The organism is Mycobacterium sp. NGS51 (genome assembly GCF_059812525.1).
The window spans coordinates 151,563-174,290 of sequence record NZ_JCALCV010000003.1 but is presented as its reverse complement, the minus strand read 5'-3'; the positions used below and the strand labels follow the sequence as shown (position 1 = coordinate 174,290).

The following is a 22,728-nucleotide window of genomic DNA, read 5'->3' as shown; positions in this document are numbered from 1 at the left end:
ATCCATAAAAGTGGCGTAGCTTTTAGGGGTGGCCGACAAGGATATTGGGCAGTTCGTCCTGCCGCGCTCAACGCTCGAGCTACTGGACACCGTGCCGGAGTCGCTGCTGAGGCGGCTCAAGCAGTACTCCGGGCGGCTGGCCACCGAGGCGGTCTCAGCGATGCACGACCGGTTGCCGTTCTTCGCCGACCTGGAGGCCTCTCAGCGCGCCAGCGTCGCGCTGGTGGTCCAGACCGCGGTGGTGAACTTCGTCGAGTGGATGGGCGACCCGCGCAGCAACGTCAGCTACACCGCGCAGGCGTTCGAGCTGGTGCCCCAGGAACTGACACGCCGAATCGCGCTGCGAGACACCGTCGACATGGTGCGGGTCACGATGGAGTTCTTCGAGGAAGTCGTCCCGATGGTGGCCCGCTCGGAAGAGCAGGTCACCGCGCTGACGGTCGGAATTCTGAAGTACAGCCGCGACCTGGCCTTCACCGCCGCCACGGCGTATGCCGACGCGGCCGAAGCCCGCGGCACCTGGGACAGCCGGATGGAGGCCAGCGTCGTGGACGCGGTGGTGCGCGGCGACACCGGCCCCGAGCTGTTGTCCAGGTCCGCCGCGCTGAATTGGGACACCACCGCGCCGGCGACGGTAGTAGTAGGGACACCCGCGCCGGGACGGGAAAACCATGCCAGCCAGGATGTCCGGGATATCGCCACCCGTCACGGCCGCGCCGCGCTCACCGACGTGCACGGCACCTGGCTGGTGGCGATCGTGTCCGGCCAGCTCACCCCGACCGAGAAGTTCTTCGGCGATCTGCTGAACGCGTTCTCCGCCGGCCCGGTGGTGATCGGGCCGACGGCGCCGATGCTGACCGCTGCCTATCACAGCGCCAGTGAGGCCATCTCCGGGATGAACGCGGTAGCCGGCTGGACCGGCGCGCCGCGCCCGGTGCTGGCGCGGGAACTGCTGCCTGAACGCGCGCTGATGGGCGACGCCTCGGCCATCGCCGCGTTGCATACCGACGTGATGCGGCCGCTCGCCGATGCCGGGCCTACCCTCACCGAGACGTTGGACGCCTATCTGGATTGCGGCGGCGCGATCGAGGCCTGCGCGCGCACATTGTTCGTTCATCCAAACACGGTGCGCTACCGCCTTCGGCGTATCGCCGACTTCACCGGGCGGGACCCCACGCAGCCCAGGGATGCCTATGTACTCCGGATAGCCGCTACGGTGGGGCATCTCGCCTATCAGGCGCAGCACAACAGCATCACCAGTAACACTGTGACGCCCGTCACCACCCCGGTGGTAAAAGACCTGGTCGAACCGTCGGCGGCCCACCGGGTGGACTGACGAGGTTGCGACGCGATCTCAAACATGTCGCATCCGAGGCTGTTTTGTAGGGTCCCGACAAAAACCTAAGACAAGGTTCATAATCTCTTACACCGCGCAAAGTCGTCTTCACAGTGTTCTCTTAAACACGTGATTGCGTTACTTGCCCCCGGACAGGGATCGCAGACTCCCGGCATGCTGTCGCCGTGGCTTGAGCTGCCCGGCGCCGCGGACCAGATTGCCTCGTGGTCGACGGCCAGCGGCCTGGACCTCGCCCGGTTGGGCAGCACGGCGTCGGCAGAGGAGATCACCGACACCGCGGTGACCCAGCCGCTGGTCGTGGCCGCCACCCTGCTCGCCCATCAGGAGCTGACCCGACGCGATGAGCTCGGCGAGGCCGACCTCATCGTGGCCGGCCACTCGGTCGGCGAAATTGCCGCCTATGCGATCGCCGGCGTGATTTCGGCTGATGAAGCCGTCTCGCTGGCCGCCACCCGCGGCACCGAGATGGCCAAGGCATGCGCCCTCGAGCCGACCGGCATGTCCGCGGTGCTCGGTGGAGATGAGGCCGAGGTTCTGAACCGGCTCGAGCAACTCGACCTGGTCGCTGCCAACCGGAACGCCGCCGGCCAGATCGTCGCCGCGGGTCGATTGACCGCGTTGGACAAGCTCGCCGAAGACCCGCCTGCCAAGGCGCGGGTGCGTGCACTCGGTGTCGCCGGGGCCTTCCACACCGATTTCATGGCCTCCGCCCTACAGGGTTACGCCGCAGCGGCGGCGAAGGTCACGCCGGCCGAGCCGACCGCGACATTGCTGTCAAACCGCGACGGAAAACCGGTATCGTCGGCGACCGACGCGATGGAGAACCTCGTCGCGCAACTGACCCGACCGGTGCGCTGGGATTTGTGCACCGAGACGCTGCGTCAGCACGATGTCACGGCGATCGTCGAGTTCCCGCCCGCGGGCACTTTGGCCGGTATCGCCAAACGCGAACTTCGTGGGACTCCGACGCGCGCCGTCAAGTCCCCCGCAGACCTGGACGGCTTAGCCGAGGCGTAACGCAGCCGGAGCTGTAAACCCCGCCAGTACAACCGCATATCGCACGTTTCATCACCAGTAACACACCACCATTACGAAGGGAATCTCACCGTGGCTGTCAGCCAGCAAGAAATCATCGCCGGAATCGCCGAAATCATCGAAGAGGTGACCGGCATCGAGCCCTCCGAGATCACGCCGGAGAAGTCGTTCGTCGACGACCTGGACATCGACTCGCTGTCGATGGTCGAGATCGCCGTGCAGACCGAGGACAAGTACGGCGTCAAGATCCCCGACGAGGACCTCGCCGGTCTGCGTACCGTCGGTGACGTCGTCGACTACATCCAGAAGCTCGAGGAAGAGAACCCCGAGGCCGCCCAGGCGCTGCGCGCCAAGCTGGAGTCGGAGAACCCCGAGACGGTCGAGTCGGTCCGCTCCAGGATGGAAGCCGACAGCAAGTGACCAAGCCTTCCACTGCTAACGGCGGTTACCCCAGTGTTGTGGTAACCGCCGTCGAGGCCACCACATCGATCGCGGCGGACATCGACGGCACGTGGAAGGGTTTGTTGGCCGGCGAGAGTGGCATCCACGTCCTCAAGGGCGATTTCACCGAAAAGTGGGACTTGGCGGTGAAGATCGGCGGCCAGCTCAAGGACCCAGTCGATGATCACATGGGCCGGCTGGACCTGCGCCGCATGTCGTATGTCCAGCGGATGTCTAAGCTGCTCAGCGGGCGGCTCTGGGAGAACGCCGGCAGCCCGGAGGTCGACCCGGACCGGTTCGGCGTGGTTATCGGCACCGGCCTGGGTGGCGGCGAGAAGATCGTCGAGACCTATGACCTGATGAACGAGGGCGGCCCGCGCAAGGTGTCACCGCTGGCCGTGCAGATGATCATGCCCAACGGTGCGGCTGCGGTCGCCGGTCTGCAACTCGGCGCTCGCGCCGGGGTGATGACCCCGGTGTCGGCCTGTTCGTCGGGGTCGGAGGCCATCGCCCACGCCTGGCGCCAGATCGTCATGGGTGACGCCGACATCGCCGTCTGCGGTGGTGTGGAAGGCGGCATCGAGGCGCTGCCGATCGCGGCTTTCTCGATGATGCGCGCCATGTCGACCCGCAACGACGAGCCTGAGAAGGCGTCGCGGCCATTCGACAAGAACCGCGACGGGTTCGTGTTCGGCGAGGCCGGTGCGCTGATGATCATCGAGACCGAGGAGCACGCCAAGGCTCGCGGCGCCAAGCCGCTGGCCCGGTTGATGGGCGCCGGAATCACCTCGGACGCCTACCACATGGTGGCGCCCGCGCCGGACGGCCTGAGGGCCGGTCGTGCGATGACCCGGTCGCTGGAGTTGGCAGGCCTGTCCGCCAAGGACGTCGACCACGTCAACGCGCACGGGACGGCCACCCCGATCGGTGACACCGCCGAGGCCAACGCCATCCGGGTCGCCGGGTGCGAACATGCCGCGGTGTACGCGCCGAAGTCGGCGCTGGGTCACTCCATCGGCGCGGTCGGTGCGCTCGAGTCGGTGTTGACGGTGCTGTCGCTGCGCGACGGCGTCATCCCGCCAACGCTGAACTACGAGACTCCGGACCCGGAGATTGAGCTGGACGTGGTCGCGGGCGAACCCCGTTACGGCGACTACCAATACGCCATTAACAACTCGTTCGGGTTCGGCGGGCACAACGTGGCGCTCGCCTTCGGGCGTTACTAAAGCACGATGTCCGGCGACGATGCGGGCCAAACGGGCCGAGGAGGAGCCGGACAAGTAGGAAAGGAAACGGCCGGGGGGCCTTAAAGCTATGACAGAGCTCGTTACGGGGAAAGCGTTCCCCAATGTGGTGGTCACCGGCGTTGCCATGACTACGGCCCTCGCATCCGACGTGGAGAACACGTGGAAGATGCTGCTAGACGGTCAAAGTGGCATCCGTCAGCTCGACGACCCGTTCGTGGCGGAGTACGACCTGCCGGTGCGCATCGGCGGACACCTCGTCGAGGAATTCGACAGTCAGTTGAACCGCGTCGAGAACCGCCGGATGGGCTACCTGCAGAAGATGGCCACCGTGCTGGGTCGGCGGGTGTGGGAAAACGCCGGTGCACCCGAGGTGGACACCACCCGGTTGGCGGTGTCCATCGGCACGGGCATGGGATCCACCGAGGAGCTGGTCTTCGGCTACGACGACATGCGCGCACGCGGCATGAAGGCGTTCAACCCACTGGTCGTGCAGATGTACATGCCCAACGGTGCTTCGGCGGCAGTCGGGCTGGAAAGGCATGCCAAGGCGGGGGTGATGGCGCCGGTATCGGCGTGTGCGTCCGGTTCGGAGGGCATCGCCCGTGCCTGGCAGCAGATCGTGCTCGGTGAGGCCGACGTGGCGATCTGCGGTGGTGTCGAGACCAGGATCGAGGCCGTGCCGATCGCGGCATTCGCCTCGATGCGCATTGTGCTGTCGAAGAATAACGACGACCCGGCCGGTGCCTGCCGCCCGTTCGACAAGGACCGCGACGGTTTCGTCTTCGGTGAAGGCGGCGCACTGCTGGTCATCGAGACCGAAGAGCACGCTAAGGCGCGCGGCGCCAACATCCTGGCCCGACTGATGGGGGCCAGCGTCACCTCCGACGGTTTCCACATGGTCGCGCCGGACCCCAACGGCGAACGCGCCGGGCATGCGATGACGCGGGCGATCCAACTCGCTGACCTGACACCGGGCGACATCGACCACGTCAACGCCCACGCCACCGGTACCTCGGTCGGTGACATTGCCGAGAGCAAGGCGATCAACAACGCGTTGGGGCCCCATGGCGCAAACGCGGCGGTGTACGCGCCCAAGTCCGCGCTCGGCCACTCGGTCGGCGCCGTCGGTGCGGTGGAGTCGATCCTGACGGTGCTGGCGCTGCGCGATCAGATCGTGCCGCCGACGCTGAACCTGGTCAACCTCGACCCCGAGGTCGACCTGGATGTGGTGGCCGGCAAGCCGCGACCGGGCGACTACAAGTACGCGATCAACAACTCGTTCGGATTCGGCGGGCACAACGTCGCTTTGGCGTTCGGCCGGTACTGATTCCGAGCACCCATCGAGGAGGAGACCTGCGATGACGATCATGGCCCCGGATACGGTTGGCGAGTCGCTCGATCCCCGCGATCCGCTGCTGCGCCTGAGCGCGTTCTTCGACGACGACAGCGTCGAGTTGCTCCACGAGCGGGACCGCTCGGGAGTCTTGGCCGCCGCAGGCACCGTCAACGGGGTGCGCACCGTCGCGTTCTGCACCGACGGCACCGTGATGGGCGGCGCCATGGGCATCGAAGGCTGCACCCACATCGTCAATGCCTACGACACGGCCATCGAAGAGCAGAGCCCGATCGTGGGCATCTGGCACTCCGGCGGTGCCCGGCTCGCCGAAGGTGTGCGCGCGCTGCACGCGGTCGGCATGGTGTTCGAGGCCATGATCCGTGCGTCGGGCTACATCCCGCAGATCTCCGTAGTGGTCGGCTTCGCCGCCGGCGGCGCCGCCTACGGGCCGGCGCTGACCGACGTCATCGTGATGGCTCCCGACAGCCGGGTGTTCGTCACCGGACCCGATGTGGTGCGCAGCGTCACTGGCGAGGACGTCGACATGGCCGCACTCGGTGGGCCAGACACCCACCACAAGAAGTCCGGGGTGTGCCACATCGTCGCCGATGACGAGCTCGACGCTTATGAGCGCGGCCGGCGGCTGGTCGGATTGTTCTGTCAGCAGGGGCATTTCGACCGTACCAAGGCCGAGGCCGAGGACACCGACCTGCACGCGCTGCTGCCGGAGTCGCCACGCCGGGCATACGACGTGCACCCGATTGTGACCGCGCTGCTCGACGACGACGCGCCGTTCGACGAGTTCCAGGCCAAGTGGGCACCGTCGATGGTGGTGGGCCTGGGCCGGTTGTCGGGCCGTACGGTTGGCGTGCTGGCGAACAACCCGCTGCGGTTGGGTGGCTGCCTGAACTCCGAAAGCGCGGAAAAGGCAGCGCGTTTCGTGCGATTGTGCGACGCATTCGGCATTCCGTTGGTGGTGATCGTCGACGTGCCCGGATATCTGCCCGGTGTCGGGCAGGAGTGGGGCGGCGTGGTGCGCCGCGGCGCCAAGCTGCTGCACGCGTTCGGCGAGGCCACCGTTCCGCGGGTCACCCTGGTCACCCGTAAGACCTACGGCGGGGCCTACATTGCGATGAACTCGCGTTCGCTCAACGCCACCAAGGTGTTCGCCTGGCCGGACGCCGAGGTCGCCGTGATGGGCGCCAAGGCCGCGGTGGGCATCCTGCACAAGAAGAAGCTGGCCGCCGCGGCCGACCATGAGCGCGAGGCACTGCACGACGAGCTGGCCGCCGAGCACGAGCGCATCGCCGGCGGCGTGGACAGCGCGATCGACATCGGCGTGGTCGACGAGAAGATCGACCCGGCGCACACCCGCAGCAAGATCACCGAAGCGCTGGCCGAGGCCCCCGCGCGCCGCGGCCGCCACAAAAACATCCCGCTGTAAGGCTTGCCGATCCGCGCGAGCGTGCGTGTCCCCGGTCGACACGCCGAGCTGAAAGCCGGGATTCCGCACGCTCGGCGCTAACCGAACCGCGACAAAAACTCCTCGGCCACGCCGACAACCCGCTCGCGATCCGACGCCACCAGACCGATCCGGGTCCGGCGATCGACGATGTCGTCGACGTTGAGCGCCCCCTCATGGGTAATGGCGAATTCGAATTCCGCGCGGAGGACATCGATGCCCTCGGCGACCGGTTCGGCGGGACGCTCACAACTGGAGGCAGCGACGACGTTTGCCGCTTCGGCCCCAAAACGTGCGATCAGCGACTCCGGCAGATCGGTGGTCAGTGCCACATCGGTCCCCGGATTCGTCATTGCTCCGACCAGGGGCAGATTGCGGGTCCGGCACGCGCCGGCCGTCAGCCCACGCAACTCGATGGCGCGATCAAGCACATCCTGGGCCATGTGCCGGTATTCGGTGAGCTTGCCGCCGATGACGCTGAGGACACCTGTCGGTGATTCGACGACTGCATGATCGCGCGAGATGTCGGCAGTGTGGCCGGTGCCGGTGTCGATCAGCGGCCGCAGGCCCGCGTAGGCCCCGATGACGTCGGAGGCGTCGAGTGTGGTCTCCAGCGCGGTGTTGACCGTTTCCAACAGAAAGTCAATCTCAGCCGACGTCGGTTGCGGCACATCGGGAATCGGTCCGGGGGCATCTTCGTCGGTCAGCCCGAGGTAGACCCGGCCCAGCTGTTCAGGCATCGCGAACACAAATCGGTTGAGTTCGCCGGGAATCGGAATGGTCAGCGCCGCAGTCGGATTGCCGAAGACCTCGGCGTCAAAGACCAGGTGTGTCCCGCGGCTGGGCCGCAGCTTCAAGGCCGCATCGATTTCGCCGGCCCACACCCCCGTTGCGTTGATGACAGCACGGGCCGATACGTCGAATGCATCGCCCGTGTGCTGATCGGTGAGCCGCACCGAGTCGCCGGTGGCCTCGGAGGCGGCCACATAGTTGAGGATTCGGGCGCCGTGCTGCGCTGCGGTGCGCGCGACCGCGGTGACCAGTCGGGCGTCGTCGATCAGTTGACCGTCGTAGGCGAGCAGGCCGCCGTCGAGGCCGTCGCGCCGCACGGTTAGCGCCATGTCGATGACGCGCTGCGCGGTAATGCGTTGCGACCTCGGCAGTACCGATGCCGGAGTGCCGGCCAGCTTGCGCAGCGCGTCGCCGGCCAGAAAGCCGGCACGCACCAGCGCCCGTTCTGTGCGGCCCATCGACGGCAGCAACGGGACCAGTTGCGGCATGGCACGCACCAGGTGCGGCGCGTTGCGGGTCATCAGGATTCCGCGCTCGACGGCGCTGCGCCGCGCAATGCCCACGTTGCCGGTGGCCAGGTAGCGCAGACCCCCGTGGACCAGCTTCGAACTCCACCGGCTGGTACCGAACGCGAAATCGTGCTTCTCCACCAACGCCACCCGCAAACCGCGCGAGGCGGCGTCCAGCGCGATACCGGTGCCGGTGATGCCGCCGCCGATCACGACGAGGTCCAACGGCGCACCGTCGGCCAGGGCGGACAGCTCGGCGGTACGGCGCGCGGCGTTGAGTGCAATTGACATCACGACAGGTATCCGTTCAGTGCGTAGCGCAGCTCGCCGGCCAGCGCGTCGGCCGCCAGGATGGGCTGCACAATTTGGGCGGATTGGATTGTCGACTGGGTGATCAGCAGCACCATCGCGGCGAGGCGGCGTGGGTCGCCCGGACGCACACTGCCGTCACGTTGGGCCGCATTGAGGTTTTCGGCCAGCATGTCGATGAGCGCCTGCTGGCTGGTGCCAAGCCGCTGGGTCAAGTAGGTGATAGCCAGTTCCGAACGCAGCACCGCCATGACCAGCTCGTCGTCGCGCAGACGGTCGGCCAGCGCGACTACGCGCTCTACCAGCGCTTCACGGCCCTCGCCGGCTGCCGGTACCTCGTCGAGGGTGGCGGCAATGTGTGCGGTGAGCAGGTCAGCCAGGATCGACTGGGTGTCAGGCCAGCGGCGATACACGGTCGGCCGGCTCACACCGGCCCGGCGGGCAATCTCGGCCAAGGTCACCCGTTCCACACCGAAATCGCGGACGCAGCTGGCGGCGCCGGCCAATATCCGGTCAGCCACCGATGCGTTACTGATTGACAGCATGTGTAATACTGTAACGCATGTCTGACGCGTTGCGCCCGCCGATGAAATGGAACGCTTGGGGCGACCCGGCCGCGGCCAAACCCCTCTCCGACGGGATCCGGTCGCTGCTCGAGCAGGCTCTCGGGGTTACCGACGCGGGCGGCAGCGAACCGCAGGCCGACCAGGTACCGCTGCGCCCGTCGGCTCTCACCGACGATGACCGCGACGCGCTGGCCGCCATTGTGGGGGCCGACTACTGTCTCGTCGACCACCACGATCGACTCCTGCACGCCGGCGGGAAGTCGACGCTGGATCTGTTGCGGCGCAAGGGCTCCGATGAACAGGATGCACCCGATGCGGTGCTGTTGCCGGGTAGCGACGACGAGATCAGCGCGATCCTGCGGTACTGCTCGCAACACGGTATCGCCGTCGTCCCGTTCGGTGGCGGCACCAGTGTGGTCGGTGGACTTGACCCGATCCGCGGCGAATTCAGCGCCGTGGTGTCGCTGGATCTGCGTCGCTTCGACCAGCTGCTGGCCCTCGACGAGGTATCTGGCGAGGCTGAGTTCGGCGCCGGAGTCACCGGTCCGGAGGCGGAGCGTCTGCTGGGCGAACGCGGCTTCTCACTCGGACATTTCCCACAAAGCTTCGAATTCGCCAGCCTGGGCGGATTTGCCGCGACGCGGTCGTCGGGCCAGGACTCGGCGGGATACGGGCGGTTCGACGACATGGTGCGGGGCCTGCGGGCGATCACCCCGGCGGGCGTGCTGAACCTGGGCCGCGCGCCGCAATCGGCGGCCGGGCCGGACCTACGCCAACTGCTGATCGGATCGGAGGGCGTCTTCGGCGTCATCACCCAGGTTCGGGTACGCGTTCATCCGGTGCCGGAAACCACTCGCTATGAGGCGTGGTCGTTCCCAGACTTCGCCACCGGCACAGCGGCGCTGCGTGCGGTGACCCAAGCCGGCACCGGCCCGACAGTCATCCGGCTCTCCGACGAAGCCGAGACTGGCGTCAACCTCGCCACCACCGAGTCCATCGGTGAATCGCAAATCACCGGGGGATGCCTGGCGATCACTGTTTTCGAAGGGACGACGGCGCACGCCGAGAGCCGGCACGCCGAAACCCGGGCGGTGCTACAGGCACACGACGGGACATCGCTGGGCGAAGCGCCGGCGCGGGCCTGGGAACACGGCCGCTTTGGCGCGCCGTATCTGCGCGATTCGCTGCTGGCGGCGGGTGCGCTGTGCGAGACGCTCGAGACGGCCACCACCTGGTCGAACATCCCCGCGCTCAAGGCGGCGGTCACCGACGCATTGACCTGCGCACTCGCAGAATCCGGCACACCGGCACTGGTGCTGTGCCACATTTCGCATGTGTACGCCACCGGCGCTTCGCTGTACTTCACCGTGGTAGCCGGGCAACGCGGCAACCCGCTCGAGCAGTGGCGCGCCGCCAAGACCGCCGCATCGGATGCGATCGTGGCGACCGGCGGGACAATCACCCATCACCACGCCGTCGGTGCCGATCACCGGCCCTGGATGGCCGGCGAAGTGGGTGAGCTGGGCGTGCAGGTGTTGCGGGCGGTGAAGTCGACACTTGATCCCGCTGGAATCCTCAACCCCGGCAAGCTGATTCCGTGATAAGCCGGCGTGAGATCGCCCAGGTGACGATGCTCACCAATCCGGCGTCGGGGCACGGAAACGCGCCGCACGCCACAGAGAAGGCGACCGCGCGACTTCAGCAGCGCGGTGTCGACGTCATCGGAATCGTCGGCACCGACGCCGAACACGCCCGTCGCTTGCTGTGTGAGGCCCTCGACCGCGGCACCGACGCGCTGGTCGTGGTCGGCGGTGACGGGGTGATAGCCGACGCGCTACAGGCCTTGGCCGGCACCGACATTCCGCTCGGAATCGTTCCGGCGGGAACCGGCAACGACCATGCCCGCGAATACCGGATTCCCACCAAGGATCCGGCGGCCGCCGCGGACGTCGTCGCCGACGGTTACACCGAAACCGTTGATCTGGGCCGTATCCGTGCCCGCAACGGCGTCGTCAAATGGTTCGGCACCGTCGCGGCAACCGGATTCGACTCGCTGGTGAGCGATCGGACCAATCGGATGCGCTGGCCGCGCGGGCGGATGCGCTACAACCTGGCGATGCTCGCCGAGCTCTCGCAGTTGCGGTTGCTGCCGTTTCGGCTGGCCTTCGACGGCGGCGAGGAGATCGTCACCGAGCTCACCCTGGCAGCTTTCGGCAATACCCGCAGCTATGGCGGCGGGATGATGATCTGCCCCAATGCCGATCACGCCGACGGGAAACTCGACATCACGATGGTGCACTCTGCGTCACGTGCGCGGCTGATCCGGTTGTTCCCTACGGTCTACAAGGGCACCCATGTCAACCTCGACGAGGTGACCACGGCGCGTGCCGGGTCCGTCGAGGTCGACTCACCGGGGATTAACGCCTACGCCGACGGCGACTTCGCCTGCGCGTTGCCCGCAGAGATTTCGGCCGTTCCCGGCGCGCTGCAGATCCTGCGGCCGACGCGCGACGACGATGCGGGCCGTCCGGCGGCCCGCTGAGGAGTCGGGCAATCCGGGCTCAACCCACTCCCCGGCTGAGCCAGGAGACCTCGGCGCCGTCGCCGCCGTCGCGGTAGACCTCGAGAGCCTCATCCCATGCGGTGCCCAGTGCCGAATCCAACTCGGCAGCCAACGCGTCGGCGCCCGCGGCCATCATCGTGCGCAGCCGCATCTCCCCGACCATCACGTCGCCGTTGGCGCTCATCGCGCCGCTCCACAGTCCCAACTGCGGCGTATGGCTGAACCGCAGGCCGTCGACGCCGGGACTGGCGTCCTCGGTGACCTCGAACCGCAGCACCGACCAGGATCGCAGCGCATTGGCCAACCGTGCGCCGGTGCCCACCGGGCCGACCCAGTTGGTCACCGCGCGAAGTTGGCCGGGCATCGCCGGTTGCGGCGTCCAGGTCAGGTTCGCGTTGGCTTCCAGAGTCGACGACAACGCCCACTCGACATGCGGGCACACCGCGGCCGGCGAAGCGTGGATGTACACCACGCCCGTCGCCGCGTCGGCGAACTGGTTCGACGCACGCATCTTGCTGCTCCTTCGGCTCCACGAGGGACGTCTTCCCCAACGGCCTGGTGAATCCGACGAGCATGCTGCAGATGAATTTGTGGCTTGCGTGTCTATTGTGCCTCGTGAGACCCCTGTTGCGCTAGTCCACCGCGTATTCCGATATCACAGCCTCGGAGAGCGCCGGCCACACCGGCAGCGCCCACTCCCCGAAATCCCGGTCGGTGAGGACCACCAGAGCCAGCTCAGCCTCCGGATCTGCCCAGATGAACGTGCCCGACTGGCCAAAATGCCCGTAGGTTCGCGGCGAGTTGTTGCCGCCCGTCCAGTGCGGTGCTTTGGAGCTTTTGATCTCGAAACCCAGCCCCCAGTCATTGGGCCGCTGCACGCCATATCCCGGTAGCACCCCGTCCAGACCCGGAAACTGGACGGCGGTGGCCTTAGCGTGCATCTGCGCCGACACGAGCGCCGGACACAACAGATCGGCGGCGAACACTGCCAAATCCGCCAGCGTCGATCTCACGCCGAATCCGGCTGCCTGCGCGCCGCCCTCCAGCGCGGTAGCCGTCATCCCCAATGGCTCGAAGACCGCTTCGGTGAGGTATTGGCCGAACTCGATGTCGGACGCCTGCTGCACCGTCTCGGCCAGCACCGTGAACCCTTGGTTGGAGTACATCCGGCGGGCACCGGGCTGGGCCAGCGTTTGGTTGGAATGCATGGCCAGCCCGGAGGCATGCGCCAGCAGGTGCCGCACGGTGGATCCGGGCGGGCCGGCCGCGGTGTCCAGGTCGACGACGCCCTCTTCGACGGCGATCTGGGCGGCCCGGGCCACCAGCGGCTTGGTCACCGATGCCAGTTCGAAGTGCCGACTGACGTCGCCGTGGGTGGCCGCTGTGCCGGAACGGCCGACGACCGCGGCGACGGCGGTGGGGACCGGCCAGTCATCGAGCGCATCGAGTGCAGCCATCGCGGCCGAGCCTACCGACGCTAGGTTGGACGCCATGAGTCAGACAGTGCGCGGCGTGGTTTCACGAAAGAAGGGCGAACCGGTCGAGGTGGTCGACATCGTCATCCCCGACCCAGGCCCGGGTGAGGTGGTGGTCGACGTGACCGCCTGCGGGGTGTGCCACACCGACTTGACCTACCGCGAGGGCGGCATTAACGACGACTACCCGTTCCTGCTCGGGCATGAGGCGGCGGGCACTGTCGAATCGGTCGGGGCGGACGTGACCGCCGTGCAACCGGGCGACTTCGTGATCCTCAACTGGCGTGCGGTCTGTGGCCAGTGCCGCGCCTGCAAGCGCGGCCGACCGCATCTGTGCTTCGACTCCTCAAATGCGGAAGCCAGAATGACCTTGACCGACGGCACCGAACTGACGCCGGCGCTGGGTATCGGGGCGTTCGCCGACAAAACACTGGTACACCAAGGACAGTGCACCAAAGTCGATCCGGCGGCCGACCCCGCGGTGGCCGGCCTGCTGGGCTGCGGCGTGATGGCCGGGCTGGGCGCGGCCATCAACACCGGAGCCGTTACCCGCGACGACACCGTGGCGGTGATCGGCTGCGGCGGCGTCGGTGACGCCGCGATCGCCGGTGCGGCGCTGGTCGGCGCACGCCGCATCATCGCCGTCGACACCGACAACACCAAACTGGACTGGGCGCGCGGCTTCGGAGCGACCCACACCGTCAACGCGCGCGAACTCGACGTCGTCAAAACCATTCAGGACCTCACCGACGGGTTCGGCGCCAACGTGGTGATCGACGCCGTCGGTCGACCGGAAACGTGGGAGCAGGCGTTCTATGCCCGTGATCTCGCCGGAACTGTTGTGCTGGTGGGTGTTCCGACACCTGACATGCGCATCGACATGCCGCTGGTGGACTTCTTCTCCCATGGCGGGGCGCTGAAGTCGTCCTGGTATGGCGATTGCCTGCCCGAGCGTGACTTTCCCACCCTGATCGATCTGTATTTGCAGGGCCGAGTGCCGCTGGAGAAGTTCGTCTCCGAGCGGATCGGTCTCGGCGACGTCGAGGAGGCGTTCCACAAGATGCATGACGGCAAGGTGCTGCGATCGGTGGTGATGTTGTGATCGAGCGGGTGGTCACCCACGGAACCTTCGAACTCGACGGTGGCAGTTGGGAAGTCGACAACAACATCTGGGTCGTCGGTGACGACTCCGACGTCGTGGTTTTCGACGCAGCGCACACTGCAGCGCCGATCGTCAAGGCCGTCGCCGGGCGCAACGTCGTGGCGGTGGTGTGCACGCACGGCCACAACGACCACGTGACCGTGGCTCCGGAGTTGGGCCAAACGCTCGACGCGCCGGTGCTGCTGCATCCTGCCGACGACATGTTGTGGCGGATGACCCACCCCGACAAGGATTTCCGTGCGGTTTCCGATGGGGATACGCTGCGCGTCGCCGGAACTGAGCTGCGAGCACTGCACACCCCGGGCCACTCGCCCGGCTCGGTGTGCTGGTATGCCCCTGACCTGGGTGCGGTGTTCAGCGGCGACACGCTGTTCGAGGGCGGTCCGGGCGCGACGGGCCGCTCGTTCTCCGACTTCCCAACGATCCTGGAGTCGATCTCGAGCCGGCTGGGCACATTGCCCGGCCACACCGTGGTGTACACCGGCCACGGCGACACCACCACCGTCGGCGACGAGATCGTGAACTACGACGATTGGGTCGCCCGCGGCCACTAAGCGCTCGGCGAGCGGCCAAGGGGACTAGCGTCGCTATACATGGCCACCAACCTCGTCGCCGCCGTGCCCGACTTGACCGGAAAGCTGGCCGTCGTCACCGGATCCAACAGCGGCCTGGGATTCGGGCTGGCCCGCCGGCTCTCGGCGGCCGGTGCCGACGTCGTAATGGCGATCCGCAACCGCGCCAAAGGTGAGGCCGCTATCGCGGAGATCCGCCGCACGGTTCCGGATGCCAAGTTGACCATCAAGGCGCTCGATTTGTCGTCGCTGGCCGGCGTGGCCGCCCTGGGCGAGCAACTCAACTCCGAAGGGCGTCCCATCGACATCCTGATCAACAACGCCGGTGTGATGACCCCGCCGACACGCGACACCACCGTCGACGGATTCGAATTACAGTTCGGCAGCAATCATCTCGGGCATTTCGCGCTCACCGCCCACCTGCTGCCACTGCTACGCGCCGCCAAACACGCGCGGGTCGTTTCGTTGAGCAGCTTGGCCGCCCGTCGTGGTCGTATCCACTTCGACGACCTGCAATTCGAGAGGTCCTACACTCCGATGGGGTCCTACGGGCAATCCAAGCTGGCGGTGCTGATGTTCGCCCGGGAGTTGGACTGCCGCAGCCGCGAGGCCGGCTGGGACATCCTCTCCAATGCGGCGCACCCGGGATTGACCAAGACCAACCTGCAGATCAGTGGTCCCTCCCACGGCCGGGCCAAGCCGTCGATGATGGAGCGCTTCTACAAGCTGTCGTGGCGGCTGACTCCGTTTCTTTGGCAGGAAATCGACGAAGGCATCCTGCCCGCGCTGTATGCGGCCACCGGCCCGGACGCCGAAGGCGGCGCCTTCTACGGGCCGCGCGGTATCTACGAGGCCGCCGGCGGCGGCGTGATCAACGCCAAGGTCCCGGCCCGCGCCCGCGACGACGCCGACAGCCGACGCCTCTGGGAAATCTCCGAACAACTCACCGGAGTCTGTTATCCCAATGCCTGAATCCAGCATCGTCGTCCGGCCCGAGCCGATAGAGAGCGAGACCTACACCCCGTCGTCGCGGCTGCGGGCCGCGGGCCTTGCGCCGGCCGTCGCACTGTTCGAACAAGCCGCCGAAGCGGTACCGCTGCCGAAACCGCCGCACCCGATCGTCATCGTCGACTACGGCGCGGCGACCGGACACAATTCGCTGTTGCCGATGTCGGCGGCGATCGCAGCGATCCGCCGCCGCACCCGACCCGAGCATGCGGTGCAGGTCACCCACACCGACCTGCCGGACAACGACTTCACCGCACTGTTTCGTACCCTCGCCGAAGATCCGGACAGCTACCTGCATAAGGACTCGGCGAGCTTCGCCTCGGCTATCGGCCGCTCGTTTTACGGGCAACTCCTGCCGACCCAAAGCGTCACGCTGGGCTGGACGTCCTGGGCGACCATGTGGCTGAGCCGCTCCCCGACCGGTGTCGACGACCACGTCCAAGTCGCCTACAGCAGCGACGACGCCGCCCGGGCGGCATATGAACACCAGGCCGCCCAGGACTGGCAGGCGTTCCTGGCATTCCGGGGCCGCGAGCTGGCCACCGGCGGACGGTTGGTGGTGCTGACGATGGCCGTCGGCGACGACGGCGAATTCGGTTACCGGCCGTTGGTGCACGCCATCGTCGCGGGCCTGGGCGACCAGGTCCGCGACGGGCTGTTGCGCGACGAGGAATTGCGACGCATGATCATCCCCACTTTCGCCCGCACCGAGAAGGACTTCCGGGCGCCGTTCGCGCCTAAGGGCCGCTTCGAGGGCATGTCGATCGAGCATCTGGAAGTGTTCAACGCCGAGGACCGGTTCTGGGCCCGATACCAGGTCGACCATGACGCCGCGGCGTACGGCGGGCAATGGGCGACGTTCGCGCGGACAGCGATTTTCCCGACGTTGGCCGGGTGGCTCGACGGCGGTACCGACGACCCGCGGGCGGCCGATTTCGTCGAGCATCTGGAAGCCGCTGTAGCGGCGCGGCTCTCCACCGCCCCCGAGCAGATGCAGATGCCGCTCGCGTCGGTGGTGCTGGTCAAGCACGGACGGTCGCACTGACCTGCCCGGTTTGGGTTCATCGGGGCAGCGGGTAACCGTCGACCCACACCCTGAGCCCAACGGGATGGAAATGGTGATGAGCAACGACGACGACGAAAAAACCCGTGCCGAAAAAATCGATGACGAAAACAGCGGCGATGACCAAGAGCAGAAGATGACCGAGGCGCCCGACGTCACCGATGAGCACAAAGAAAAAGCCGCCGAAATGATGAAGTCCTACGACGATCAGCGCCCGACGGCCGTGATGCCGGGATCTGAGGGGACCATCACCGGAACCGCGGTCAACGAGTGGCTCGACGACGAGGGCAACCCGAAGTTCGCCGACGACGCCAAAGAAGATGCGCCGAAAGAGGACGCCCCCAAAGAGGACAGCTAGCTACCGGGGGACGGCGGCTGCGGCAGGAACCGCGGGAAGCCGGGAACCCTCGGGATCACGGCGGCTTGCGACGACGTCGGCGCCTGCGTTGTCGTCGGTGCCTGCGTTGTCGTCGGTGCCTGCGTGGTGGTCGGCGCCTGCGTGGTGGTGGTCGGTGGTTGAGTAGTCGTAGTCGGCGGCTGGGTCGTGGTGGATGGCGAGGGCGACGACGGGGGGCTGGATTCTGTCGACGGCGCCGATGAACTGTCCGGCGCCTGTGACGACGCGGGGCTTTCGGTGCCGGATCCGGGGGTTGCCGATTCCGGTGTGGTGCTGACACCCGGCGCCGGCAAGGTCGGTGCGTTGGGCGTGTGGCGCAGCGTGAGCAGAATGGCGGCCCCGATGGCCAATACCACCAACGCGGTGCCGATGATCACCACCGCTGGCCGCCGATACCAGGGCACCGCGGCGGCGCCGGCGGCGGCGGGGCGGGCCGCGTGGTCGACAGCTGGCTGCGGCCGGGCGGACGTCGCGGGGCCGCTACTGCCGGCTGCCGGGTACTCGCCGGTGAGTAGCGGAATGATGGCGGAGGCGTCGTCGGCCTCAGACCAGGCCAGCGCCGGCTCTGGGCTCGGGCCTGGGTCTGCTTCGGCCATCGTGGTGGCATCGGCGATCGGTCCGGCCTCGGTGACAGCCGGCGCCAACGCCGTCGCGCCGGTGTCCCCAGGGCCTCGGATGGCCTGAAGCGCCATCCCGACGGCAGCGGCCAGCTGCGGCCGCGCCGCCGTGATGACCCGGGCGCGTAAGTGTTCCGACAGCGTCGAGGTGATGGCCGGGATGCTCGCACCGCCGCCCACCGTGGCGAGTGCGGCCACATCGCGAATCCTGTTGCGCTGTAAGGCTTGCTGAACCACAGCGACGAACGCGTCTAACGGCCGGCGGATCGCGTCGTCGAGCTCGGTTCGGGTGAGCTGGATGTCGCTGCGAAATCCGGGCAGATCCGCGGTCAGCGTGGCGGCCGTGGCCGACGACAGTTCTTCTTTCGCATGTCGGCAGGCAGCACGCAGTCGGGTCATCGACCCGATCTCGGAAGTTTCCGAGGTGTCCAGCGAACCCGCCGCCGTCAGATCAGCCACAACGCGGCTGAGCAGTACCTCGTCGATCACGTCGCCGGAGAACTCGGTGTGCCGCACGGTCGGCGCGACCGGCTGGTAGCCGTTGGCGGCATCGACCAGCGTGAGGCTGGTGCCGCTGCCGCCGAAGTCGCACACCGCGATGATTCCGCGGTCCGGCAACCCCGGGTTCGCTTGCAGGGCGGTCAGCGCGGACAGGTAATCCGGAAGCAGCGTCAATCCGCCCGCCCACTCGGGCACCCGGCCCAGCGCAGCCCCCAACGCGTCCACCGCCGCTGGCGGCCAATGCGCCGGATAGGCGACGGCGATCGCTTCGGGCAGGGCGCGACCATCGGTCGCGGTGTAGGCCAAGGCCCGCAGGCTGTCGGCCAGTACGGTCTCGCTGCGATGCGTGGAGCCGTCAGCTGCCACGATCGCGGCCGGATCGCCCACCCGGTCGACGAAGTCGGTGATGACCAGCCCGCGCTCGGTCAGGTTCGGGTTCTCCGATGGCACACCCACTTCGGGCGGACGCTGCCGATACCGCGTCAGCACCGGCTTGCGGGTCACCGCTCGATTGGCGGTCACCGCCGCGAGGTTGGTGGCGCCTACTGACAGACCTACCGCCGGTCGTTGTCGTCCGTTTGCCATGCCCACCGTTGCGAGTGAGTGATCTTTAGTGGTCACGCGACTCGTACCCCATCTCGGGGTTGTTCAGCAGCTTTGCGACTGCGTCCCTTCCGCGCTTCATCGCCACCCGCCCGGCTCAGCCGGGTCTTATGGTCGGCTCCACGCTTGACGGCGGCCCCAACTGGGCCGACGACGCTAAAGGTGTCCTCGTAGCGTGCGAGGTTGATCGCGGCGTTGTCATCACGCTGGTGGGTGACCGAACAACCGCCGCATTGCCAGTGTTCGCCCCAGTCGATGTCCTGAACATGCCCACATTCATGGCAGGTTTTCGATGACGGAAACCACCGGTCAGCGACCACGGTCTGTGACCCGTACCAGCCTGTCTTGTAGGACAGGTGTCGGCGCGGGGTGCCCAGGGCGGCGTCAGACAGTCCGCGCCGTCTGGCGCGGGCGCCCGGCAGGCCCTTCTGCTGCAGCATTCCCGCCGCGTCCAAGCCCTCAACAATGATGCGGCCGTGAGTTTTGGCCAATCTCGTGGTGAGGACGTGCAAATGGTGGGTGCGGACATCGTTGACCCGGCGATGCAGCCGGGACATCTCGGTGGTGTGCTCACGATACTGGCGCGAGCCTTTCGTGCAGCGTGCCCGGGCGCGACTGACATGCCGCAACTCTTTGAGCGCCGCGTTGAGTGGTCGTGGATTCGCTACCTGTTCAATGACATTCCCGTCAGCGTCGGCGACGGTGGCCAGGCGCCGCACACCGACGTCGACACCGACCCGCGAATCTGGACGGGCGACACGGGGTTGTTGAGGGCGTTGCACCAGCACCCGCACGCTCGCATCCAGGCGGGTACCGTTGCGGCGCACGCTGATTGCCAACACCCGCGCCCGCCCCGCACGGATCAGTCGCTCAATTCGGCGGGTGTTCTCGTGGGTACGGACACAGCCGATCACCGGAAGCGTCAAGTGCCGACGGTCGGGCTCCACGCGCATCGCGCCGGTCGTGAATGACACTCGATCCTGGTCGCGGCCCTTCTTCTTGAACCGCGGGAACCCGACGCGTTTGCCGGCCCGGGTGCCCGCGCGGAAGCTCTGCCAGTTCCAGTACGCGTCCACCGCGCCCTCGATACCGTCGGCGTAGGCCTCCTTTGAGCATTCCGGCCACCACACCTGCCCGGTCTCAGGGTTGACACACACCTCGTCTTTGGCCTGGTTCCAGCGCTTCCGCAGCACCCGCAGTGAGGGTTTCTCCGTCTCTACACCACCGGTGCGGTACGCCGACAGATCGGCCCTGAGCGTCGCGACGGTCCAGTTGAAGGCCTTACGGCGGGCGCCGAAATGCCGGCCCAACGCGCGAGCCTGGTCCTGTGTCGGGTCGAGCGTGAACTTGAATGCCTGTACACACCACCCGTCGGGAATCTGGAACTTCGCCACCTCAGGCCGCCTCGCACTCATCAGCAGCGGCAGCGGTGATGGCACGCTTTGCGTGGTTGACAGCAGCGCGCCTGCCGTAGAGGCCAGCGCACATGCTGGTGAAGATCTCGGTCATATCCCACACCAGGTCGTCGTCGACCTCGGCTGAGTCGACCACAACCAGCTCACCCTCCTGGGCGGCCAGCGCGACTTCGACATAGTCAGAGCCCAACCCGCAGAACCGATCCCGGTGCTCCACCACGATCCGGCCCACCGACGGATCACCCAGCAATGCCAAGAACTTACGGCGATGCCCGCTGAGCGCCGAACCAACCTCGGTCACCACCTTGCCAACTGGCATCTGCTCGGCCGTGGCCCACGCGCTCACCCAAGCCACCTGACGACCCGGATCAGCTTTCTGGCCTGCAGACAAGACCCGCGCATACACCGCAGTCCACCGATGCCGGGCTGTCTCGGCTGCCGCATCGTTCACCACAATCAACCGACCCGCACGCTGCGCACGAACAGGCAACCGGCCCGAGTGAAAAAAACAGCGATACGCAGCCACCCCCGCCACACCGCTGCGCTCAGCCCACCTCGCGAGATTCATACACCTGTTCCTACAACACACCACCGACAACCACCGACTACTCAGAACGCAACAGCTGCCCACCCTCGATATCCGCCGGCGCGCCCACGCGCGCCGCCCTCCAATTTATAGACAGCCCGGATCAGCGAATCGTGCCGGCTCCGGCGATCAGCGGAAGGTCGAGCGCGGTGACCCAGCCCGGGGAGAGTTCGTTGACGGCTGGCACCGCGTTGAGTGCCCGCATCCCCGTCGCCAGACAGCCCGCCGTCGCCGCGTCGCGTCCGGATCCGTCGGTAAACCGAAAGGCGGTCTCCTGAAAGACGCTCGGCGTTCCTTCGATGTCCACCCGGTAGACGTCGTCCTTGGTGCCCGACGGCCAGTCCGGCGCGGCGTCGTGCCCGATGCGGTTGACGTGTTCGAGTTGGATTCGCGTCCTGCCCTGGTAGATGCCGTTGATGGTGAACCGGACCGCCGCGACGTGGCCGGGCGCGATGATGCCCTTGGCGGTCTTGCGCTCGGTGGGGGTCACCCACTTGTCCCACGTGGTGGTGATTTCGTCGAGCATGATGCCGGCAGCGTGCGCGATCATCGGGACGGTGGCGCCCCAGGCGAAGATCAGCACGTCGCGGTTCTCCAGCACCGGGCGAAAGTCAGGCGCACGGCCGATGCCCATCTCGTTTTCGTAGTCGCCGGTGTAGTTGGTGTAGTCGAGCAACTCGGAGGCCCGCACGGTGTGCACCTCGGAGCACAGACCCATCAGCGTCATCGGGAACAGGTCGTTGGCGAATCCCGGGTCGATGCCCGTGGTGAAACACGACGACTCACCCAGCTCGCAGGCCTCGGTGATGGGCTGAATCCAGTTGGGCGGATTGAGGTGCATGGTCGGCCAGACCCAGGGCGTCATCGCGGTGGAGCAGACATCGATGCCGGCGCGCAGAAACCGGGTCATCAAAGCGATGTTGGCCTCGGCGTGCGCGGCGGTCGGCCCGTAATGCACCAGCGCGTCCGGCTGCAGCGCGATCAGCGCGTCAGCGTCGTCGGTGGCGGTGATGCCGACTGGCTCGGCCATCCCGCAGATGTCGCCGACGTCGCGGCCCACCTTCCCGGGACTGCTGACACCCACGCCCACCAGTTCGAACTGGGGGTGCTTGACGATCTCGGCGATCACCATCTTGCCGATGAACCCGGTACCCCACACCACAACCCTTTTTGGACTGCGTTCTGGCATCTGTCACCTCTCCACTCGTGTCCGGCTCACCCTAATGGGCGCCCACACGGGTGGGCGTCCGCAAAAGATGCAAAAACGCTGGATAACCGGCGCCTGAGTGCCACCATAAGGCCGGTAACCGTCCCTGAACCGGAGGCATCCAGATGACGCGTTTCACGGGCCGCACTGTGTTCGCCACCTTTGCCGCGTTCACCGTAGCCGCGGGTACCTGTGCTGTCGGTGTGGCCAACGCAGTACCGCAGCCGCAGAAAATCCGTTACGTAGTCAGTGGCAGTTCTCCTGTGGCCGAATACATCTCGTATCAAACCGACACCGGACAGCAGCAGCAGGCAAATGTGACATTGCCGTGGACGACGCAGTTCACCGCGTTCAGTACCCAAGTGTTTGTGCTCAGCGCCGAAGGCCCCGGCTCGATTACCTGCGCGATCCTGGTCGACGGCGACGTGGTGACCAATATGACCGCCACCGGCCAGCCCGCCCGCACCGCCTGCTCGCACTGACCGCACATATCTTGCGGCGTCTC

At 66.9% G+C, this 22,728-nt stretch carries 22 protein-coding genes; 14 read left to right on the top strand and 8 right to left on the bottom strand.

Annotation, left to right across the window (positions count from 1 at the left end; translation table 11 throughout):
• The first annotated feature begins 28 nt into the window (after positions 1-28).
• The 6 genes from AC5Y5W_RS05155 (at position 29) to AC5Y5W_RS05130 (ending at position 6,860) form a co-directional block, all read left to right on the top strand.
• Positions 29-1,336 (top strand): PucR family transcriptional regulator, encoded by a 1,308-nt coding sequence (locus tag AC5Y5W_RS05155; RefSeq protein WP_499900861.1) that lies wholly within the window; start codon positions 29-31, stop codon positions 1,334-1,336.
• A 129-nt stretch (positions 1,337-1,465) separates the two neighbouring features.
• Positions 1,466-2,374 carry an ACP S-malonyltransferase gene (locus AC5Y5W_RS05150; protein ID WP_500022157.1) on the top strand — a complete coding sequence of 303 codons (909 nt, stop codon included), beginning with the start codon at positions 1,466-1,468 and terminating at the stop codon, positions 2,372-2,374.
• A gap of 90 nt (positions 2,375-2,464) precedes the next feature.
• Positions 2,465-2,812, top strand: coding sequence for a meromycolate extension acyl carrier protein AcpM (gene acpM, locus AC5Y5W_RS05145; protein WP_499900859.1), 348 nt, complete (start codon positions 2,465-2,467; stop codon positions 2,810-2,812).
• Positions 2,809-4,059: a 3-oxoacyl-ACP synthase KasA gene (kasA, locus tag AC5Y5W_RS05140; protein WP_499900858.1), complete on the top strand. Its 1,251-nt coding sequence runs from the start codon at positions 2,809-2,811 to the stop codon at positions 4,057-4,059. Before acpM ends, kasA begins: the two co-directional genes overlap by 4 nt.
• Before the next feature lie 88 nt (positions 4,060-4,147).
• Positions 4,148-5,407 carry a 3-oxoacyl-ACP synthase KasB gene (gene kasB / locus AC5Y5W_RS05135; RefSeq protein ID WP_499900857.1) on the top strand — a complete coding sequence of 420 codons (1,260 nt, stop codon included), beginning with the start codon at positions 4,148-4,150 and terminating at the stop codon, positions 5,405-5,407.
• 31 nt (positions 5,408-5,438) lie between these two features.
• On the top strand, positions 5,439-6,860 hold the full coding sequence (locus AC5Y5W_RS05130; protein WP_499900856.1) for an acyl-CoA carboxylase subunit beta: 1,422 nt from the start codon (positions 5,439-5,441) through the stop codon (positions 6,858-6,860).
• 77 nt (positions 6,861-6,937) lie between these two features.
• Here AC5Y5W_RS05130 and AC5Y5W_RS05125 read toward each other — a convergent pair whose 3' ends face one another.
• The gene (locus AC5Y5W_RS05125; RefSeq protein WP_500022228.1) at positions 6,938-8,470 is read right to left on the bottom strand and encodes a glycerol-3-phosphate dehydrogenase/oxidase; all 1,533 of its coding nucleotides are present in this window, start codon (positions 8,468-8,470) and stop codon (positions 6,938-6,940) included.
• Positions 8,470-9,033: a TetR/AcrR family transcriptional regulator gene (locus AC5Y5W_RS05120; RefSeq protein WP_500022156.1), complete on the bottom strand. Its 564-nt coding sequence runs from the start codon at positions 9,031-9,033 to the stop codon at positions 8,470-8,472. Before AC5Y5W_RS05120 ends, AC5Y5W_RS05125 begins: the two co-directional genes overlap by 1 nt.
• Positions 9,034-9,074: 41 nt before the next feature.
• Between AC5Y5W_RS05120 and AC5Y5W_RS05115 the strand changes: the two genes are divergently transcribed.
• Together AC5Y5W_RS05115 and AC5Y5W_RS05110 are read left to right on the top strand one after the other, a co-directional pair.
• Complete coding sequence (locus tag AC5Y5W_RS05115; RefSeq protein WP_500022227.1) at positions 9,075-10,655, top strand: FAD-binding oxidoreductase; 1,581 nt, start codon at positions 9,075-9,077, stop codon at positions 10,653-10,655.
• On the top strand, positions 10,655-11,596 hold the full coding sequence (locus tag AC5Y5W_RS05110) for a diacylglycerol kinase (RefSeq protein WP_500022226.1): 942 nt from the start codon (positions 10,655-10,657) through the stop codon (positions 11,594-11,596). The genes AC5Y5W_RS05115 and AC5Y5W_RS05110 overlap by 1 nt, the downstream gene beginning before the upstream one ends.
• A gap of 19 nt (positions 11,597-11,615) precedes the next feature.
• Here AC5Y5W_RS05110 and AC5Y5W_RS05105 read toward each other — a convergent pair whose 3' ends face one another.
• A complete protein-coding gene (locus AC5Y5W_RS05105; protein WP_500008986.1) occupies positions 11,616-12,128 on the bottom strand; it encodes a DUF3145 domain-containing protein in 513 nt (170 codons plus the stop codon).
• Positions 12,129-12,249: 121 nt separating this feature from the next.
• Positions 12,250-13,074 (bottom strand): serine hydrolase domain-containing protein, encoded by an 825-nt coding sequence (locus AC5Y5W_RS05100; protein ID WP_500008985.1) that lies wholly within the window; start codon positions 13,072-13,074, stop codon positions 12,250-12,252.
• A gap of 34 nt (positions 13,075-13,108) precedes the next feature.
• Between AC5Y5W_RS05100 and AC5Y5W_RS05095 the strand changes: the two genes are divergently transcribed.
• The 5 genes from AC5Y5W_RS05095 to AC5Y5W_RS05075 are packed head-to-tail and all read left to right on the top strand — an operon-like array spanning position 13,109 to position 17,255.
• On the top strand, positions 13,109-14,194 hold the full coding sequence (locus AC5Y5W_RS05095; protein ID WP_500008984.1) for an S-(hydroxymethyl)mycothiol dehydrogenase: 1,086 nt from the start codon (positions 13,109-13,111) through the stop codon (positions 14,192-14,194).
• Positions 14,191-14,808 carry an MBL fold metallo-hydrolase gene (locus AC5Y5W_RS05090; protein ID WP_500008983.1) on the top strand — a complete coding sequence of 206 codons (618 nt, stop codon included), beginning with the start codon at positions 14,191-14,193 and terminating at the stop codon, positions 14,806-14,808. Before AC5Y5W_RS05095 ends, AC5Y5W_RS05090 begins: the two co-directional genes overlap by 4 nt.
• 39 nt (positions 14,809-14,847) lie before the next feature.
• On the top strand, positions 14,848-15,798 hold the full coding sequence (locus AC5Y5W_RS05085) for an SDR family oxidoreductase (protein WP_500008982.1): 951 nt from the start codon (positions 14,848-14,850) through the stop codon (positions 15,796-15,798).
• On the top strand, positions 15,791-16,879 hold the full coding sequence (locus AC5Y5W_RS05080; protein ID WP_500008981.1) for a class I SAM-dependent methyltransferase: 1,089 nt from the start codon (positions 15,791-15,793) through the stop codon (positions 16,877-16,879). The genes AC5Y5W_RS05085 and AC5Y5W_RS05080 overlap by 8 nt, the downstream gene beginning before the upstream one ends.
• Before the next feature lie 10 nt (positions 16,880-16,889).
• Complete coding sequence (locus AC5Y5W_RS05075; protein WP_500008980.1) at positions 16,890-17,255, top strand: hypothetical protein; 366 nt, start codon at positions 16,890-16,892, stop codon at positions 17,253-17,255.
• Here AC5Y5W_RS05075 and AC5Y5W_RS05070 read toward each other — a convergent pair.
• From AC5Y5W_RS05070 to AC5Y5W_RS05055, 4 genes are all read right to left on the bottom strand, one after another.
• The gene (locus AC5Y5W_RS05070; RefSeq protein ID WP_500008979.1) at positions 17,252-18,997 is read right to left on the bottom strand and encodes an Hsp70 family protein; all 1,746 of its coding nucleotides are present in this window, start codon (positions 18,995-18,997) and stop codon (positions 17,252-17,254) included. The two genes, AC5Y5W_RS05075 and AC5Y5W_RS05070, sit on opposite strands and share 4 nt — an antisense overlap.
• Positions 18,998-19,029: 32 nt before the next feature.
• Positions 19,030-20,409, bottom strand: a complete 1,380-nt coding sequence (tnpB, locus tag AC5Y5W_RS05065) for an IS607 family element RNA-guided endonuclease TnpB (protein WP_500008978.1) — start codon at positions 20,407-20,409, stop codon at positions 19,030-19,032.
• 1 nt (position 20,410) lies between these two features.
• Positions 20,411-20,998 (bottom strand): IS607 family transposase, encoded by a 588-nt coding sequence (locus AC5Y5W_RS05060; RefSeq protein ID WP_500008977.1) that lies wholly within the window; start codon positions 20,996-20,998, stop codon positions 20,411-20,413.
• A 121-nt stretch (positions 20,999-21,119) separates the two neighbouring features.
• Positions 21,120-22,205, bottom strand: coding sequence for an NAD(P)H-dependent amine dehydrogenase family protein (locus AC5Y5W_RS05055; protein WP_500008976.1), 1,086 nt, complete (start codon positions 22,203-22,205; stop codon positions 21,120-21,122).
• 143 nt (positions 22,206-22,348) lie between these two features.
• Here AC5Y5W_RS05055 and AC5Y5W_RS05050 point away from each other — a divergent pair, with 143 nt between their 5' ends.
• Positions 22,349-22,705 (top strand): MmpS family transport accessory protein, encoded by a 357-nt coding sequence (locus tag AC5Y5W_RS05050; RefSeq protein ID WP_500008975.1) that lies wholly within the window; start codon positions 22,349-22,351, stop codon positions 22,703-22,705.
• Positions 22,706-22,728: the final 23 nt, after the last annotated feature.